At 61.7% G+C, this 17,870-nt stretch carries 14 protein-coding genes; 1 reads left to right on the top strand and 13 read right to left on the bottom strand.

Annotation, left to right across the window (positions count from 1 at the left end; translation table 11 throughout):
* Positions 1-317: 317 nt before the first annotated feature.
* On the top strand, positions 318-3,068 hold the full coding sequence (locus J7357_RS02095; protein ID WP_209244516.1) for a TonB-dependent receptor: 2,751 nt from the start codon (positions 318-320) through the stop codon (positions 3,066-3,068).
* Between the two features lie 775 nt (positions 3,069-3,843).
* Here the strand turns inward: J7357_RS02095 and J7357_RS02090 are convergent.
* The 13 genes from J7357_RS02090 to J7357_RS02030 form a co-directional block, all read right to left on the bottom strand.
* Entirely contained in the window at positions 3,844-5,454 is a 1,611-nt protein-coding gene (locus J7357_RS02090; protein WP_209244514.1) for an alpha-glucosidase, read from the bottom strand.
* 240 nt (positions 5,455-5,694) lie between these two features.
* The gene (locus J7357_RS02085; RefSeq protein WP_209244512.1) at positions 5,695-6,174 is read right to left on the bottom strand and encodes a DUF4189 domain-containing protein; all 480 of its coding nucleotides are present in this window, start codon (positions 6,172-6,174) and stop codon (positions 5,695-5,697) included.
* A gap of 700 nt (positions 6,175-6,874) precedes the next feature.
* Positions 6,875-7,369 carry a DUF4189 domain-containing protein gene (locus tag J7357_RS02080; protein ID WP_244667182.1) on the bottom strand — a complete coding sequence of 165 codons (495 nt, stop codon included), beginning with the start codon at positions 7,367-7,369 and terminating at the stop codon, positions 6,875-6,877.
* Between the two features lie 35 nt (positions 7,370-7,404).
* Positions 7,405-8,502 carry a type IV secretion system protein gene (locus tag J7357_RS02075; RefSeq protein ID WP_244667181.1) on the bottom strand — a complete coding sequence of 366 codons (1,098 nt, stop codon included), beginning with the start codon at positions 8,500-8,502 and terminating at the stop codon, positions 7,405-7,407.
* Between the two features lie 84 nt (positions 8,503-8,586).
* Positions 8,587-9,378, bottom strand: coding sequence for a hypothetical protein (locus J7357_RS02070; protein WP_244667180.1), 792 nt, complete (start codon positions 9,376-9,378; stop codon positions 8,587-8,589).
* Between the two features lie 57 nt (positions 9,379-9,435).
* Positions 9,436-11,907 carry a VirB4 family type IV secretion/conjugal transfer ATPase gene (locus J7357_RS02065; RefSeq protein ID WP_209244510.1) on the bottom strand — a complete coding sequence of 824 codons (2,472 nt, stop codon included), beginning with the start codon at positions 11,905-11,907 and terminating at the stop codon, positions 9,436-9,438.
* Positions 11,908-12,073: 166 nt separating this feature from the next.
* Positions 12,074-12,385, bottom strand: a complete 312-nt coding sequence (locus J7357_RS02060; protein WP_010340363.1) for a VirB3 family type IV secretion system protein — start codon at positions 12,383-12,385, stop codon at positions 12,074-12,076.
* On the bottom strand, positions 12,378-12,773 hold the full coding sequence (locus J7357_RS02055) for a TrbC/VirB2 family protein (protein WP_209244508.1): 396 nt from the start codon (positions 12,771-12,773) through the stop codon (positions 12,378-12,380). The genes J7357_RS02060 and J7357_RS02055 overlap by 8 nt, the downstream gene beginning before the upstream one ends.
* 73 nt (positions 12,774-12,846) lie before the next feature.
* Complete coding sequence (locus J7357_RS02050) at positions 12,847-13,713, bottom strand: lytic transglycosylase domain-containing protein (RefSeq protein WP_209244506.1); 867 nt, start codon at positions 13,711-13,713, stop codon at positions 12,847-12,849.
* Between the two features lie 144 nt (positions 13,714-13,857).
* Positions 13,858-14,901 (bottom strand): P-type DNA transfer ATPase VirB11, encoded by a 1,044-nt coding sequence (gene virB11 / locus J7357_RS02045; RefSeq protein WP_010340366.1) that lies wholly within the window; start codon positions 14,899-14,901, stop codon positions 13,858-13,860.
* A 19-nt stretch (positions 14,902-14,920) separates the two neighbouring features.
* Positions 14,921-16,099, bottom strand: coding sequence for a TrbI/VirB10 family protein (locus tag J7357_RS02040; protein ID WP_209244504.1), 1,179 nt, complete (start codon positions 16,097-16,099; stop codon positions 14,921-14,923).
* Positions 16,096-16,857 (bottom strand): TrbG/VirB9 family P-type conjugative transfer protein, encoded by a 762-nt coding sequence (locus J7357_RS02035; RefSeq protein WP_017907225.1) that lies wholly within the window; start codon positions 16,855-16,857, stop codon positions 16,096-16,098. Before J7357_RS02035 ends, J7357_RS02040 begins: the two co-directional genes overlap by 4 nt.
* The gene (locus J7357_RS02030; RefSeq protein ID WP_209244502.1) at positions 16,854-17,867 is read right to left on the bottom strand and encodes a type IV secretion system protein; all 1,014 of its coding nucleotides are present in this window, start codon (positions 17,865-17,867) and stop codon (positions 16,854-16,856) included. The genes J7357_RS02035 and J7357_RS02030 overlap by 4 nt, the downstream gene beginning before the upstream one ends.
* Between the last annotated feature and the right edge of the window lie 3 nt (positions 17,868-17,870).

The raw sequence follows: 17,870 nt of genomic DNA, 5'->3' as shown, positions 1-17,870 counted from the left end.
CCAGGAACGCGCTGTCCTATGCGTAACCACATTGCCTGGCGCACCGCGCCGGGCGTTCGCGACGGACAGTCTCGGCAGCATCGCCCCCCCATGTTCAAGGCGGCGCAGGCGTAGCCGCCGGCACACGACATTGCGATCCTGAAAGCGCTTCCAATGCGATGCAGGCCAGTGAATACGTATGCAGCGGGCGTTCGCGACGAAGCCGCGTGTCTACCATACAGCGCAATCGCGACACCGCCCTGCGGCTGCGCGACACGCACATCCGGCCGCCTCGCCGGTTCAGATATTCGCAAGACAACATTGCCTGGGAGGGGAAAATGTTGAACCACAAGCGCAACGCGCTGACGCTGGCGCTGGCCGTCGCGATGACGCCGATGCTGGCTGCGGCACAGTCCGAGACCACCGCCACCACATCCAACGATCCGGTCACCGAACTGGACAAGGTCCAGGTCACCGGCATCCGCCGCGGCATCGAGAACGCCATCGCGATCAAGCAGGATTCGACGTCCATCGTCGAAGCGATCTCGGCCGAAGACATCGGCAAGCTGCCGGACGTGAGCATCGCCGAATCGCTCGGCCGTCTGCCCGGCTTGGCCGCGCAGCGCGTCGCCGGCCGCGCCCAGGTGATCAGCGTGCGCGGCCTGTCGCCCGACTTCGCCACCACCCTGCTCAACGGCCGCGAAGTGGTCAGCACCGGCGACAACCGCAGCGTCGAGTTCGACCAGTACCCGTCGGAACTGGTCAACGGCGTGACCGTGTACAAGACGCCCGACGCCGGCCTGGTCGGCCAGGGCCTGTCCGGCACCATCGACATGCAGACCGTGCGCCCGCTGAGCTTTCCGGACCGGGTGATCGCCGTCAGCGGCCGCCTGCAGAAGAGCTCGCTCGGCAAGGCCGCCAACGTCGACGCCTTCGGCAACCGCTTCAGCGCCAGCTACATCGACCAGTTCCTGGACAACACCCTGGGCTTCTCGATCGGCTATGCCCACAGCGACATGCCCATCCAGGAAAACCAGGTCGGCCTGTACGAGCCGTGGACCACGCAGAACACCGACAGCGGCAGCCGTCCCGGCGTGGCGCCGGGCACCTACTTCTCCGACGGCATCAAGGCGCTGCGCCGCACCGGCAACAACAAGCGCGACGGCGTGATGGCGACCGTGCAGTTCCGTCCGTCCAACGCCTGGACCAGCACCTTCGACGCGTTCCATACCGAAGCCGAGCAGATCGACACCGCCAACCAGTTCGAGGTCAACCTCAGCAACTACAACGGTGGCTACACGCCCGGCCTGCTGATCACCAATCCGCAGGTCGACGCCAGCGGCAGCTTCACCGGCGGCACCGCCAGCGGCGTGTACCCGCTGGTGCGCGGCATGTACAACAAGCGCAAGGACAAGATCGACGCGTTCGGCTGGAACAACGAGTTCAACCTCGGCAGCGTGCGGCTGATGGCCGACCTGAACTACTCCAAGGCCACCCGCAAGGAGCTGAACCTGGAGAACAACCTGCAGCTGGTGCCGATGCCGCAGTTGGACACGGTCGGCCTGGCGATCAAGCCCAACGGCTTCTCGCAGATCACCCCCAGCCGCGACTACTCCGACCCGAACAACCTGTTCCTGACCAATACCATCTACGGCTCCGGCTACGGCAAGGTGCCGGAGGTCGAGGACCGGCTGAAGGGCGGCCGCCTGGCGGCGACGCTGCCGGCACCACAGGCGCTGACCTGGTTCTCGGACATCGACGTGGGCGTCAACTACGCCGATCGGCGCAAGCAGAAGACCCAGGCCGAAGGCAACATCCTGCTCGGCGCGCAGGGCGACACCAGCATCGCCAGCGATCTGCAGTACGACCCGGTCAATCTCGGCTTCGCCGGCATCGGCACCATCCCGGCCTGGAACGTACCGGCGGCGGTCTCGCGCTATATGACCTTCAATCCGGTCACCAACCTGGACTACCTGATTCCGAAGTCGTGGACCGTGCAGGAGAAGATCACCACGGCCTGGCTCCGCGCCAACATCAACACCGACATCGGCGAGGTCGGCGTGCGCGGCAACATCGGCGTACAGCTACAGCATGCCGATCAGAGCTCGCAGTCCAGCTACTTCGACCAGTCCCGTCCGGCCGGCCAGAACGTGCTGCCGATCGACGCCGGCAAGACCTACAACGACTGGCTGCCGAGCCTCAACCTGGCCTTCCTGTTCCCGCACCAGCAGACCCTGCGCTTCGCCGCGGCCAAGCAGGTGGCGCGGCCGCGCGTGGACCAGATGCGCGCCGGCCTGGACTTCGGCGTGGACACCTCTACCGGCAAGCCAGGCGGCAGTGGCGGCAATCCCCTGCTCGACCCGTGGCGCGCCAATGCGCTGGACCTGTCGTACGAGAAGTATTTCGGCGAGAAGGCCTACGTCGCCGCGGCGGTGTTCTACAAGGACCTGAAGAGCTACATCTACACGCAATCGCGCGACGATTACGACTTCTCCGCCCTGCTCGCCAGCTACGTGCGCCCGCCCAACATGACCGTGCCGGTGCAGACGACGGGCACCTTCTCCTCGCCGCAGAACGGCAAGGGCGGCACCCTGCGCGGCCTGGAGCTGACCGCCTCGCTGCCGCTGGACATGTTCACCGACAGCCTGCGCGGCTTCGGCATCCAGGCCAGCGCCACGTTCAACGACAGCGACATCAAGATCGTCGACCCCGAAAGCGCCTCCAGCGTCGGCTCGGCGCCGATCGACCTGCCCGGCCTGTCCAAGCGCGTGTACAACTTCACCGCCTACTACGAGCGCAACGGCTTCGAGGCGCGCGTCAGCCAGCGGCGGCGCTCGGACTTCATCGGCGAGATCGGCAACTTCAACGGCAACCGCACGCTGCGCTACGTGGTCGGCGAGAACGTCACCGATGCGCAGGTCAGCTACACCTTCGCCGACGGCAGCACCCTGGCCGGGCTGAGCCTGCTGCTGCAGGCGAGCAACCTGACCAACTCGCCCTACCGCACCTACGCCGGCACCAAGGATCGCCCGCTGGAGTACGTCGAATGGGGACGCACCTACATGCTCGGCGTGAACTACAAGTTCTGAGCCCAGCGTAGAGCACGCAGACGACGCCCGCCGGCGTACACCCGGCGGGCGTTTTCTTTGGGTGATTGCCAGCTGCGGTGCTGCCGAGCACCCGGATACCGAGCGGCAAAGCGGGATTGCGATCGCGTCGCGATGGCGGTGTGCTTTGCCTAGCGGAGGGAAGACGCGCGGTTCGCAGGAAGTCGCGGCTACGCTTCGCGAAGGTGGGACAGCTCCAATTCCGCGCATCGATCAGCGGTCCGAATCACCGACGCTGGTCGTCCTCCAGGCCATCGGCGCCGAAAAAGCGGCGCTACGGCCGCCGATCGAGATAGGGCAGCGGCGCCGATGCATGGCTTGCAGCCAAGAGGCGGGAGGTGCGCCACTGGCGCTGCTGGAGGGAACCGCATTGGCCTGGGAGCGACGCGCGCTTGGCGATTTCCTGGCGATGACCGACAGTGCGGCACACGTGCCTTATAGGCTAGTGGCAGCACCGCCAGCGTCGCCAACGTGGCATGACGAGACCACTTACAGCGCGGGCCAGCAACGCAGTCTCTGGATTGGCCTCTCTGACCGCAGCCGGCCAACGGCCACGATCTCGTGGCGGATAGCGGACGCCAACAACAGGGGGCGTCAAGCCGGATGAGCGCTGTTCAATCGGGCGCAGACGTCGGCACCACCTGCACGCTGCCCAATCCGGCGCAATGCATCGCCGGATTATCTCTTCACCCTAAGGGATGCTTGCTGTGCCGCAGATGCACCAACGGCGGCTCGGCAAAACCGTCACCCTGCGTGCTCACGCACCCTGCAGACACACCATCGCATAGCCGGGCAAGCGCAAGCACTCACCCACGGCGCCAGGCACCACACCTGGGACCTGCACCGCCTGCCAACGTCCCTCGGGCAAGGCCACGTCGCCGGCCTCGGCCGACAGGTTGAACGCCAGCAGCAAGGTTTGCGCAGCGTGGCGGCGCTCGAACATCAATACCGGCTCGGCCGTCTCGTGAAAGAGAATGTCGCCCTCGCGCAGCGCGGGATGGCGCTTGCGCCAGGCCAGGAACTGGCGGATCGCAAGCAGGACCGAATCCGGGTCTGCCTCCTGCGCCGCCACCGACTGCGCGCGATGCGCCGGCGCGACCGGTAGCCATGGCGTGCCAGTGCTGAAACCGGCCTGCTCGCCGGCCTCCCACGGCAGCGGCGTCCGGCATCCATCACGGCCCTTGAAGTTCGGCCAGAACGCGATGCCGTAGGGATCCTGCAGCGCCTCGAACGGCACCTCCGCCTCGCCCAGACCCAACTCTTCGCCCTGGTAGAGACACACCGAACCACGGAGCGAACACAGCATCGCGATCAGCAGCCGCGCGAAGACCGGCGTCTCCGCGCCCTGCCCCCAGCGCGTCACCGCGCGTTGCACGTCGTGATTGGAGATCGCCCAGCACGGCCAGCCCTCGGTCATCGCCGCTTCCAGGCGCGAGACGGTCTCGCGGATATAGGCGGCGCTGAAATCGTCGGTCAGCAGTTCGAAGCTGTAGCCCATGTGCAGGTGCCCGGCCCGGGTGTATTCGGCCGTGGTCGCCAGCGAATCCTCCGACGAGATCTCGCCCAGGCTCACCGTGCCCGGGTAGCGATCGAGCAGGCTGCGCAGCTTCTGCAGGAACGGCAGGTTCTCCGCCTGGGTGTTGTTGTAGTAGTGGTACTGGAACGCGTACGGATTGTCCGGGCTGAAGCCGCGGCCGACGCGCTTTTCCGGCGGCTTGGGCGGGTTGTCGCGCAGCTGCGGATCGTGGAAGCAGAAGTTGATCGCATCCAGCCGGAAGCCGTCGACGCCGCGCGCCAGCCAGAACTCCACATTGTCCAGCGTCGCCTGCTGCACCTGCGGATTGTGGAAGTTCAGGTCCGGCTGCGAGGCCAGGAAGTTGTGCAGGTAGTACTGCCCACGACGCGGCTCCCACTGCCACGCTACACCGCCAAAGATCGACAGCCAGTTGTTCGGCGGCGTCCCATCCTCGCGGGCGTCGGCCCACACGTACCAATCGGCCTTGGGATTGTCGCGGCTCTGCCGGCTCTCCTTGAACCAGTCGTGCTCCACCGAGGTATGGCTGAGCACCTGGTCGATCATCACCTTCAGGCCCAGCGCATGCGCCTTGGCCAGCAGCGCGTCGAAGTCGGCCATGGTGCCGAACAGCGGATCGACCTCGCGGTAATCGGCGATGTCGTAGCCGAAATCGGCCATCGGCGACTTGAAGAACGGCGAGATCCAGATCGCGTCCACGCCCAAGGCGGCGATGTAGTCCAGCTTGCGCACGATGCCGGGCAAATCGCCGATACCGTCGCCATTGGCGTCGAGGAAGCTACGCGGATAGATCTGGTAGATGACGGCACCGCGCCACCATGGAGCCTGAGACATGCAACGCCCCCCTTCGGGCAGAGATCGCGCGTGCGACGGGCACGCGAAACACTGCGTTAGAGTAGCGTTGATGCAGGAATATGCGTCATGCCTGCATACGTATTCAGCAAAGAACGTAGCACCAGAAAGCCACTAATCGAGGTCTTTATATTCAGAAAATAATGCAGATTTTCGAGCCAATAAATCAATCAATACAGCGGAGACATTACATTTTATTCAACCAGAAAAAAATATAATTTCTCAATATTTTTTAAAATAAGGCTTAGAACAATCCACACCAACCACGGAACACTCAGCTCCGGAAGACTTCCTACATTGCCTCAGCCCCTCATTCTTAGCTTTCTCTTCACTACCCCCAGTAACGACCTTTCCGCCGGTACGGCCCTCGGCAGCCTTTACAACCGCCACACATTGATTTTTATAAGTAATCATAATTTTGCAATCTGAGTTCCCAAGATTGCTACACAATCTAAGGGCATTCTCCTCAGCTTCCTGCTCGGAAAACTTCCCGGTGCTGCTCCCGACATCCCCATTGGAGGCAGTCGCGATCGCACCCCAGGTCTTGATCCATTCACCTGTAGGACGCGCAGCACCACTGGACGAATCAGAATCAGGCAGGCATTGGGCCCTACCGGCAGTAACGCCGGTAGGGCAAGCTGTTTGGGCTATCGCCCCCGCAGAGCACAGACACAAAAAAAATGCAAAGATATATTTCAACATGTTCCTACCCAACAAGCTGTCAGCTCAGGCCAGAGTTTCTCAGCCTTCCATCACCCATTTGGGATCCGGAATCAGAGGCAAAATTCGGCTGCCTATTACCGTGTGTATTTGTTGACGGCGACTGATCATATCCACCTACCGCTCTCGAAGATTGGCCATATTCAGGCGAACTCGGCGTGTATGGCTTACCAGACGCCGGATCCTTGCCAACCGCGCCAAATCCCGAGTACGGCGAGAACTGGCCCAGCGTGCCCTGGAAGAACGAGGCTGCCATCGGCGGACCATGATGATCACCGCGAGCAACCCAATCCCTCCTTCACGCCCAACGTCAACGCCCAAATATGGTCCATTTTGCGCGCGATGCCTGGCAAGTCGCCAATACCGTCGATATTGGCGACGAGGAAGCTACACGAATATCTCTGATAGATGACGGCACCGCGCCACCATGGAGTCTGAGAAATACAACACCGGCTTCGGGCGGAGACCGCGCGTGCGACGGGCACTATAAACGCTACATTAGAATAGCGTTGACGCACGAATCCCAATGATGCCTACATACGCATTCACAAGCACCAACTTAAATCAGCACCACGCATAACAAAAAACGCCATGCAAAAGCGCCTTTATTATTAATTACTGAAATTACAAGAAACCTATCGAGAACATAAGTTTCAAAGAACCAAAGCTCGCCAGGAACGCCTCAATATTTCTTGAAAATTGGCTCAGAGCACTCTGCGATAGCAATTTGACATTCACCCTTACCCAAACCGCTGCACTGAGACTTTGCCCTTGCTACTGCATCACTGACGGTGGCAGCTGTACTAAAAGCAGCACCGTTAGCACCAACAGGATGCGCCAACGCCACACATTGATTGTGATACACAAATTCAACCTTGCAGCTTTGCGCACCCGCACTCTGACAATTCTGGAATGCGACATCCTCAGCTTCTTTTTTCGAAGTTCTACCAGAACTTACCCCACCATTTCCACTAGGAGACGTTGCAATAGCGCCCCACGTTTTTATCCATTCGCCAGTGGGACGAGGTGGAGCAGAAATTTCATCGGCACTAGAGGGACCACAGGTCGCCGAACCAGCCGCCGTGCCAACTGGGCAAGCGGTTTGAGCCAAAGACGCAGATGGGTTTGCGGCCAGCCCCACAATTAACATCAAAGATGGCAAATGTATCAATCTCATTTAACTGACCTCAAGCTACCCTCAACATAAGCTCATCAAGCATTGGGGGTGTTCGCCTTACCAAGCCAACCCGGTTGCTGTTGAGCGCCAGTTCCCTGACTACCGACGAAATTGCCAGTGGCGTTAGTGGTGGTAGACAGCTCGTTCTTAGGCACGTTCGTAGGGTTAGGAGCCTGTGGCGTGTAAGGCCTACCAGACGCCGGATCCTTGCCAACCGCGCCAAATCCCGAGTACGGCGAGAACTGGCCCAGCGTGCCCTGGAAGAACGAGGCTGCCATCGGCGGTGCCGTGATGATGAGCGTGCTCAAGACCAAGCCGATTCCTCCTTGCTGCAATGCCATACTGCTGACACCCTCGGTCGAGCCACCGGGAAGCGCCCACTTGGCCAGGAACCCGGCTGCCACTGCCGCCACCACCTTCGTCGCCAGCCCGACCGTGAAACTCAGCACGGCCAGTGAGAAGACCGTCCCGATTCCATACATCAGCCACTTCTGGAACAAGGACTTCGTGGCATCAAATAGCAGACACAGAATGAACAATGGCCCAAAGCCGACGAACAGCGCCATCGCCAGCTTGTTCAGCAGCAACAGCGATCCGCCCACCACGCCAGGGCCTGCCATGCCCAAGCCGGTGAACCAGCGCGCACGACTTTTTTCATCTTCCAACTGGGGATTGCTCGCCGTATCGATCTGATCGATGCTCGTCATCGCGATCTGCATCAACGCCAGGTTCTTGTCGATCGCCTGATAGGCGCTCTCCGAGTCGCCGGTCACGGTCTCGACGATGGCGCTGCTGAGTCCGTCCGTGAGCCGCCAATACAGGCCGTTCATCTGCTGATCACCCGTGGTGGCACCAGGCCTGGCAGCGGACACCATGCTCATCGCCACACCAATGATGAGCGCCGAGCGCAGCGAACTCACCACCAGCTCCATCGCCGACTCACGCGATTGCCCGGTGGCGACGCGGTACCCCTTGAGCAGGATCCACAGCGTCAGCGCACTCATCGCCGTCACCGTCACCCACCACGACATGCGGATCAACAAGGCCCACTGAAAATAGTCGATCTCATCCCGCAAGAAATTGTTGATGAGGATGAAGAACTGGTAGTTGGCGTAGTTCTGCAAAAAATCCATGACTGCTCCATAACGCGCACGCTCATCACTGAGCTTTAGCAGGTGTCGCCGCTCCGATCAGGCGAAAGCAGCGACACGTGGGTCTTACTTCGCGATGCTCAGACGCTCGAGATTCTTGGGACTGGACGACTTGACCGCCTCCAGGGCAACGCCCATGGCGGCGCCTGCGGCGATCTTGCTCGCGAAGTCGCTCAGCCCGGAGAAGCCGTCGAACAGGCTGCCACTGCTGCCGGTATCGGTCGCCGATGGCGCCTTCTTGCCGCGCATCGCCGCCCAGGCACCAGCGGACTGCACCTGGGTCAGGTAGGACAGCCGCTTCTCGTAGGCGAACATCGCCGCTTCGGTCTGCTGGCGATCGATATCCATCAACGCCCGCAACGCGATCAGCTTGTTGGTGTTGTCTTCCAGCAAGCCGATCTGGTTCGTGTCGATTTTCGCACGCTGTTGTTCAAGGTCGCGCAGACGCTGCAGCCGCTTCTCGGTGATGTCGTACATCGCCACCATGTAATTGAACTGCGAGTTGCGTGTGCGCTGGATCAGTTCGCAGGTCTGCTGCTGTTCCTGCGACACGGGCGTTCCCGAGGTCTTGGCTGCACAGTCGGAGACGCCGTAGTTGTCGTCGACCTTGACCAGCTTTTCCTTCGGCTTGTCGACCTCGTCGCCGCTGGACTTTTCCTTCTCGGCCTTGCCGACCTCGTTGTCCCCGCGGATCTTGTCCAGCTTCTCATCCAGCGTCTTTGTGTTCTCTTTGTTCTTGTCAATTTGCTTATTGTCGATCACTTCCCACTGCGCAAAAGCAGTCGCTGGCAACAGCATAAGCAGCACAATTGCACCAACGACGCGAACACGACTGAAGGCTTTCGTCATCTTGTCCATACACACCTCAACATAGATCTCGTAGAAACATTCCCATGCGTGACCCAGGCGAGACAGTCAGCTGACCGCCGCCGCCCCCCGATTATCCGAAGACACCGACCTAGCCGGACCCGATTTTCCGGAGCCCTTGCGACGTGCGTAGAACTCGTTCAACCACTGTTCCGGCGTCAGGTCGTCCGGCGCGACGCCATGTTCCTTGGCCTTGCGCTCCAGCACCTGGTGCATGATTTCGATGTTGTCGGTCGACGCCGAGATCACCGACAGCGCGTCGTCCATGCCGCGCAGATTCAGCTGGCACACCGACGAGCCGTGACCCTGCTTGACCAGGAAACAGCGCGAGCGCTCGTCCAGGCTGACCACGACCTGATACTCGGCCTCGGTGAGCTTGAGGCCGTCCATGTAGTCTTCCTTGCTCGCATTGGGATTGGGCAGCAGGATCATGGTCGCGGTCTGTTCGACCAAGGCGGCGGAAATGTCGCTGGCCAGCGCGTCCTCCGGGCTCTGGGTGGCGAAGATGCCCAGGCCGTTCTGCTTACGGATTGTCTTCTGCTTGTTCTTGGCGAATTCCTTCAGGCCGCCCTTGCCATCGAGGATCTTCCAGAACTCGTCCATCACGTAGATGAGCGGCCGGCCATCGATCAGCGCCTCCAGACGATGCAGCAGGTAGTTGATGACCGGAACGCGCACTTCCGGGTTGTCGATGACGTCGGTGTAGTCGAAGCCGATGATGCTCGCCTTCTCCAGGTCGATCGTATCGACCGGATTGTCGAACACCCAGCCGTGCGAGTTGCCGGCGGTCCACTTGCGCATGCGCGCATACAGGCCGTCGTCGCCCATATTGGGCAGGCTCTTGCGGAAGTTGGTCATGCTGCGCAGGTGCATGGGCGTATCGAGCATGCCTTCCACGCCGCGGAAGATGTCCTCCTCCTCGCGCGAGGTGTACTCGATCTTGCCGGCGAGGACCTTGATCAGGTCGGCCAGGAACTGCACGTTCGCCTCGGTGCGCTCGCACTGGAACGGATTGAAGCCGGTGGGCTTGCCGTTCTCCATCGCCAGGTAGTTACCGCCGCAGGCGCGCACGAAGATCTCGGCGCCGCGGTCCTTGTCGAAGAAGAAGATGGTGGGAATCGGATCGAACTTCTGCACCTGGCTGAGCAGGAAGTTGATCAACGCGGTCTTACCGGTACCCGACTTGCCGATCACCATGGTGTTGGCGATCGCCTTTTCGCCGAGCGAGTTTTCCGCCGGATGCGTCGCGTGGAAATTGAAGTAGTACGGCTGGCCGTTGGTGGTCTGCAAGGTGGTGACGCACTCGCCCCACGGATTGTTCTCGCGCTTGCCCTGGGCGAAGTTGTGCAGCGGCGACAGGCCGAGGAAATTCAGCGAGCTGACGTTGGCGATACGCGTGCGATAACGCCAATTGCCCGGCAGTTGGGCATAGAAGGAGGACGCGACCGCCAGATCCTCCTTTGTGGAGACGAAACCGGCATTGGACAGTTCCGCGCGGGTGGTCGCCACCTGCTGCGCGAGCTTTTCCTGCGTATCCGCGTAGACCGCGATGGTGAAGTGGTACTCGCCCAACACGAAATTGCCCGACGACAACTGATCCATCGCTAGGTCGAGCTCGTGGATCTGGCTGACCGCCTTGTCGCCGGAGGACACCATCATGCCCTTGGTGCGATCGAGCACCTTCAGCGCATCGTGCCGCCCCATCGGGCTGAACGAGTGGGTGACGACGTACTCGAAGTCGAGATACTTCAGACCATTGAGGATGCCCGGATAGGTCCCGTCGGTGTATTCCTTGATGTTCAGAATGGCGCCGAAATGATTGACGCCCTCCGGGGTCTTGATCACGAAGTCGCCTGTCTTGTTGGCGAACATGTGCTTGCTGACCGGCAAATAGGCGGGCACCGGCGCCTGCAGCACCGGCACCGGCTCATCGATGCGGTTGATCAGATAACCGAAGAACTCCAGCGCCTCGGAGAACACCACTCCGTTGCTGGCCTCGTACATGCTCAGCCGGTAGGGCGAGTAGTCTTTCAGCACGGCTTCGACATTGCCGGCGAGCTCAATCACCTTGGCGATCGCCTGGTCCTGCTCGGATTGCAACTGGGGAATGCTCGACGACTTGTCCATGAGCCGCTTACCCGTCACCACCGGACGATAGATCATGGTCAGGTACAGCTCGTTCTGCATGATCTTCTGCGAGGACAAGGTGCCGTAGTACTGGTCCGACAGCTCCTGGTTGAACGCCTGCTTGAACTTGCCAGCGTTCTTGATGCGGCGGCGGCGACGCACGTCGTGCACCCAGAACGCCACGTTGGCGAAGTCCGGGGCGCGCAGCGTCTGCAGCATGCGGTTGAACGTGTTGTGCCGGTGTTCGATTTCCCACTCTTCGCGGCCCACGAACGGAAGCCCGCCCAGGTGCCAGACCAGCATGAAGTCTCCTCCCGTCGTCTTCAGCACGGACGGCGCCACATGCGTGGAGATGGAGATGAACTCGCTGATCGAAGTATCCGGGATGAACATAAGGGAATAACTCAGAATCCGTTGCGTCTTGCCAAGGCCCGGTGCACGTGCTCCGGGAACCGCCGACCGCGCTCATACCTGCAACGCGCCGACACGAAAAACCGAACAACCCCATGCACGACATCAGCGTCGTGCATGGGGCCGAGACACGGTGCCCAGTCCCAAACTAGCGCTTGGCGCCCGGCACCTCTTTCCTGTACTCATTCGGCGAGAACACCCACATGCCGGAATAGCGCTGCAGGTTGCGCACGCGCATCCTCATCATCCAGCGCAACCCGAGCATGCGGAAGATCATCTCGTCCCGCTTGGTCATCTGCTGCATGACGAAGACGATGACCGGAATGAGCAGCAGCAGCCACATATCGAAATAGATACCCATCAGGAAGCCGCCGCCCGCGCCGATGAAGAACGGGATGTAAGGCACCCCGAAGAACATCGCCGGTCGGGTGCAGCCCCGGAAAAGTACGTTCTTATGCATAGTGCAGGACGTGCTGGATCATCTGAATCGCGGCGGTGGCCTTGCACTCGGTCTGGCCGGTATCGCCGATCAGCATCTTGGCCAGCTGGCCGGCCGCACCGATCAGCACACCACCCAGCAGCACCGGGGCCACTTCGGAAACGCGCTTGTGCGCGAACGCGATCTGGTAACCGGCGAAGACGACCGCGATGGTCACCACCACCACCGATGCCATGTTCAGGATGTTGTTGGTCTTGCCGAGGAAGCCACAGACCTTGGTGTCCGCACCGGCATAGTCCTGCGCCATCGCGAAGCTGGACGCGAGCAGGGCCACGGTGAACACCGCCGCCTGCAACGCCGCCGTGCCGATGACCTTGGCGTTCGACTTCATCTGATTGTTCTTGAACATCGTGGGTATCTCCTTGACTGGAAAACAGGGGGTGATCAAAAAGCCACTTGCATGGCCGCGCTACTGCATCTGGCTAGAATACGAAGGCCCCGTCGCCAGACGTCGGCGGCGGCGTACTTGAGCCAGGAACGGCCGCTCCCGCCACGGCCTGGGGCGCGTGTGCGGCAACGTGCGGAGCTGGGGGCGCCCCGCCACCTGCAGGAACCGCCACTCCTTTGCCGGCGCCTGTAGGTCGTATTACGTAGAGATCAGCGTCTGCCGCTGTTGGCTGCGCCGCCGCCACTGCGCCAGCCGTCTGCTGCCCCGGCGCCGCGACGGCGGCCTGGGGACGCATCGATGGCTGGCCTTGCGCAGCGAGTCCGTTGGCGAGTCGATCGGCCGCCGAGTCGATGCGCCGCGACACGATCGAATCGACTTCGCGCACCGCCGCGGCCTTCACCGAGTCGTTGACCGCACGACGCACGCCACCGGCGGGAATCACCGGAATCGCACCAGCGGTGGACGCGGCCAGCGCCCTGCCCTGGTTGATCGACGCGTAGACCTTCTGCACGTAGCCGTGGCGGTACCCGGTCTCGAAGTTACCGGAGTAGTAGCAACTGAACGACTTGCCCCAGTTGCCGCCCGAGCGGCTGTAGCATTCGGCCAGGATCTTCGACGCGGCCTGCAGGTTGGGACAGGTCCTGAATGCCTTTTCGTAGGTATCCAGGCCGTACTTGATCAGGTTGTAGCGATTGACCTGCCCCAGGCCTAGGGAAAAGTTGTAGCCCTTCTCTTCCAGCATCCGCGCGGTGGCCACCGCTTCGGACAGGTTCTGCGGCTGGCGCACCAGGCGACCGCCGACCACGCCGATCGCGAACGGGTTGTGCGACGACTCGACGCGCACAACGTGCTGCATGACTTCAGCCGGAACCGCCATTTCGGGACAGCTGAGTAGTTCCATGCCTGGCAACATGCCGTGGTTACTCCCTATGCATCGGCGTCGTGGCAATCGCCCGGAACGCCGCAGTGTCGCAAATCAATCGTGTTGGAAGAAAAATTCAAAGTCAATCGGCGGATTTTCGCCTTATCACCTCAATGAACATATTCACCCTCCACCCGAATGCGTGCGCTCCGGATCGAAATCGATACCGGTGATATAGCGCCGGCCCGCATGCGATTTGATGTGGACAACGATGTCGATGGTCATCATCAGCAACCGCTTGATGACGGCGAACTCCAGGCCTGAGCCTTCGGCCGAGGCCTTGACCATCAACGCCAGCTGGTCCCAGGTCTGGCCGATGCTGCCAGCATGGCAGCTGGTGATGGAGCCGGGATGACCGGAGGCGCAGTTGCGGATGAAGTAGAACGACTCGTCGCCACGCAGCTCCGCGAGGATGATGCGGTCGGGCTTCATGCGCAGGCACGCTTCCATGCAACTCTTCGCGGTGACGTTGCTCGTGCTTTGTCCACCTTTGGAGTAGAGCAAATGCACGGAATTGGGCTGGCTGATGAAGAGTTCGCGCGCGTCCTCGATCGTCACCAGCCGCTCTTCGTGCGGGATGTGATTCACCAGCGACTTCATGAAGGTGGTCTTGCCGCTACCGGTGGCGCCGGCGACGACGACGTTCTTCTTGAACAGCACCGCCTTCTTGAAGAATTCAGCGTAATCGCGCTGCCGCCGCAACTCGAGCAACTCAAGGTCCTGCTCGCTGAGTCCCGATTGCACCTCCAGGATCTCCTGGAAGAAGCCGTCTTCCTTGTACTGCTCCAGGGTCTTGGTGTGCTTGGACGGCAGACGGATGGTGATCGACACCTTGCCGGCATCGCAGGCCGGCGGGATCACGAACTGCGCGCGCTGGCCGGTGGGAAAGGTCAGCGACACCACCGGATCGGCATCGGTGATGCGCTGACCGGTATTGCTCTCGTTGACGACCGCCGTACAGAACTGCCGGGCGCGATCGAAGGTCAGCGACGGGATGTCCATCCGCTGCCAGCCGCGCAGGGTCTCCAGGTACAGCTCGCCGGGACGGTTGATGCAGATTTCCGTCACTTCCGGCGAGTTCAGATAATCCAGGATGCCCAGCACCGAATACTGGTAATCCAGGAAGTCCGTGGAGATCTGCGCGGTCGGAGAGTCGTCGAACGTCACGTCGCTGTCTCGATCTCGGTCAACGCGGCAACACGGCCGTGAAGTCGACGTCCTTGGCGACGTAGACGTTCACGATGGTGCCCTGGTTGATGGTCACGGTGGCGGGACGACGACGATCCAGAGCCTGGTCGGCCAGACGCTGGATGGACTGCGCCGTGTTGCTCTCGAACGGCTGCTCGGTGACGATGCCGGAATTGAGGCCGGTGGTGGTGGTCTTCGGACCGTGCTCGGCCGCCGCCCACTTGAAGGCGTCGCTGAGCATGCTGATCATCAGCGCGGACGAAATGCGGCTCGCCCAGTGCGCGCTGTACTGCCCCGGATGGCCGGCGCTGCCGAGGTTGTCCACGCCCGGTCCGACCAGGGTCACGTCGATGCCGGTCGGCGTGGTGATGCGGTCCCAGACCACCTGCATGCGCGGGCCGGTCGGCTCCGCGGAACCGTACTGTCCGAGGATCTTCGATCCCTTCGGCAGCAACAGGCGGCGGCCGTTGATGGAGTACACCGGCTCGGTGATGATGCACGAGGTGAAGCCGGGGAAATCGGTGATGATCCGAGTTTCAAGCACGCAGCGAATGTAGGTGCCACGCACCAGCAGACCGTCCGGGTTGGCGATCGGCTTGGCAGAGGTCTCCTGCTCCTGCTGCATCGGCGCACCGCCCTGCTCCTGTCCCGGCATCATGCCGCCAAGGCCCTGGCCGCCGGCGTCCTGTTGCAGGCCGGCCATGCGCCGCTCCAGCAAGGACGGCCCACGTTCCTGTCGCGGGGCCGACTGCATCTGCGCGTCGGTATCGGTAGGCATCGGCGGCAACGGCGGCAGGCTCGGCTGCTCGGCCAGCTGCACCGGCTCTGCCGGCTGCACCGGCGGCGGCGCCGCGGTCTGCGGCAGCGCAGGCGCCACCACTGCCTCCTGGCGCGGCTTCGGCGCCGGCTCGGGCGTGCTGCTGCCGCTCACCAGCCAGAAGATCGCGACGATCAGCAGTGCGGCGATACCGGCCAGGAACACCAGCGCCTTGCGATTGAGCTTCTTCAGGTCGCTGGAGCGCAGCACCGGCTCGTTGGCATCCAGATCCGGGTCGGCGGTCTGCTGCTGGCGAGCGAAATAGGGATTCTCGCGCGGCGCGTCGTCCGCTTGCGGATTGCGCGGCTGGCCGTTATCGCGGCCGTAGTTTTCGTCAGACGGAGGTAGATTCGAGTTCACTTTTGCTTGTTCCTACGCAAGCCGACAACATTCTTGCCGTGGCGGATGACCAGGAAGGGATAGGTCCCGTGGACAATCAGGGTGTTGCCCTCGACGGTGGTATTGACCAGGAAATCCTCGTCGCTCTCCTTCTCGCGGCCGAACACGGCCGGGAAATTGCCTGTCGGGAAACGCGTCAGATCCATTTTGATGTAGGTGAACTTGCCATCGTCGTAGACGCTGCTCGGCACGATCCACATCTGCTTGGAGCGCGTGGAATAGTCGTAATCGAAGTAGTAATGGCGGTCCTTGGTCAGCCGTGTATCGAGCTGCGACTCGTCCTTCACCTCGTCGCTGGCCGCGGCAAAGCTGGTGTCCTTCGGATAGGTGAAGGTGACCTTGTACTGCACGCCGGCCTGCTTGGCCTGCTCCAGCCGCTGCCAATCCGTGGCCACCACCTTCAATTCCAGGATGTAGGAATGGGTCGCGGTGCGGATCATCATGTTGGTGTCGACGTCGACGTTCTTCGGCTTCAGATAGAAGACGTTCTCGCGACGGCTGAGTTCCCAGCCACTGGTGAAACCGGTGCTGTAATCGAGGATCTTCTCGTTCGGGCTCAGCTCGATCTGGGTGGTGATGCCCAGGCCGGTACGCACCTGATAGATCTTGTCAGGCTCGTACTCGTACTGCTGGACCACCTGTGCCGACGCGATCGGCGCGAACAGGCCCAGAGCCAGCAACGCAATATGCGCCGAACCGGTTTTCGTCAGGAAACTCATCGAACGTTCGCTCCATTACCATTGTGCTGAGGTGCAACGTTGGGTGCAGGAGGGGCCGCAGCGGGCTGCGTCCCCGGATAGACGGGCGCGCTCCCCGGATTGACCAACGGCTCCTGCTGCGGAACCGGCATCGCGCCGTTCGCACCGGGCATCGCCTGCTGAGCAGGCATCTGCTGCGGCATGGTTGCCTGTCCCGCAGCGGCCGGCATCTGTGCGGCGGCCGGCTGCTGTACCGCGCCGGTTGCAGGGGCCTGCACCGCGGGCGACGGCGGAACCGGCATGGCCGAGTAGTCGTTGTCGACCCGGTAATCGGTCACCACGAACCCAAGCGGATTCTCCACCCGCAGATCGTCTTCCATGGCCAGATTGCTGTTGTACTTGAAGCCAAGGATGGCGAACTTGTTGTCGAGAAACGTGGATTGCCCGGTCTTCTTGTCGTAGATGCTGCGCTGGAAACGCACGTTCGCACCGGTGTACGGTTTGCCACCGCCGCCCAGCAGGTTGATGCTCAGGATCTTGACCCGAATCGAACGCGCCTTGCCGTAGGTGTAATACGGAGCCGAGGGATTGTTCGGCGCGTGCAGATTGAAATACTCCGCACCCACCGCAGTGTTCCGCGGCGCCATCGAGAACACCGTATTCCAGTCGTTGAGCCCCATCATCTCCGAGTCGTAGGACTCACGTGCGGTGATGAAGCGCGCCACGTTGCTCTTGGCCAGCGCCTCGCTGTTGGTGACACTCTGCACATCGCCGCTGTTGCGAAGCACCGACACCGTGGAATTGCCGGTGTACGCATCCGCCATCACCAGATACGGCACCTTTTCCTTCAGCGGCAGCATGTAGTAGTACCCGCCGCCCAGCAGCAGGCACATGATGATCGCGCCGAAGGCGACCCACCATGCGCGGCGCTCGCTGCGGCGCGCCAGATCCGCAATGCTGATCTCGTAGTTGACCGCCTTCGCGACCGCTTTGTTGACGTTTTCGCTTTCGGCCTGCTTTTTACCGAACATCAG

Origin of the sequence: Xanthomonas sp. D-109, assembly GCF_017746095.1 — a bacterium.
GTDB lineage: Bacteria > Pseudomonadota > Gammaproteobacteria > Xanthomonadales > Xanthomonadaceae > Xanthomonas_A > Xanthomonas_A sacchari.
Note: the sequence above shows the minus strand (reverse complement) of the source record. Positions and strands in the feature narration are given on the sequence as shown.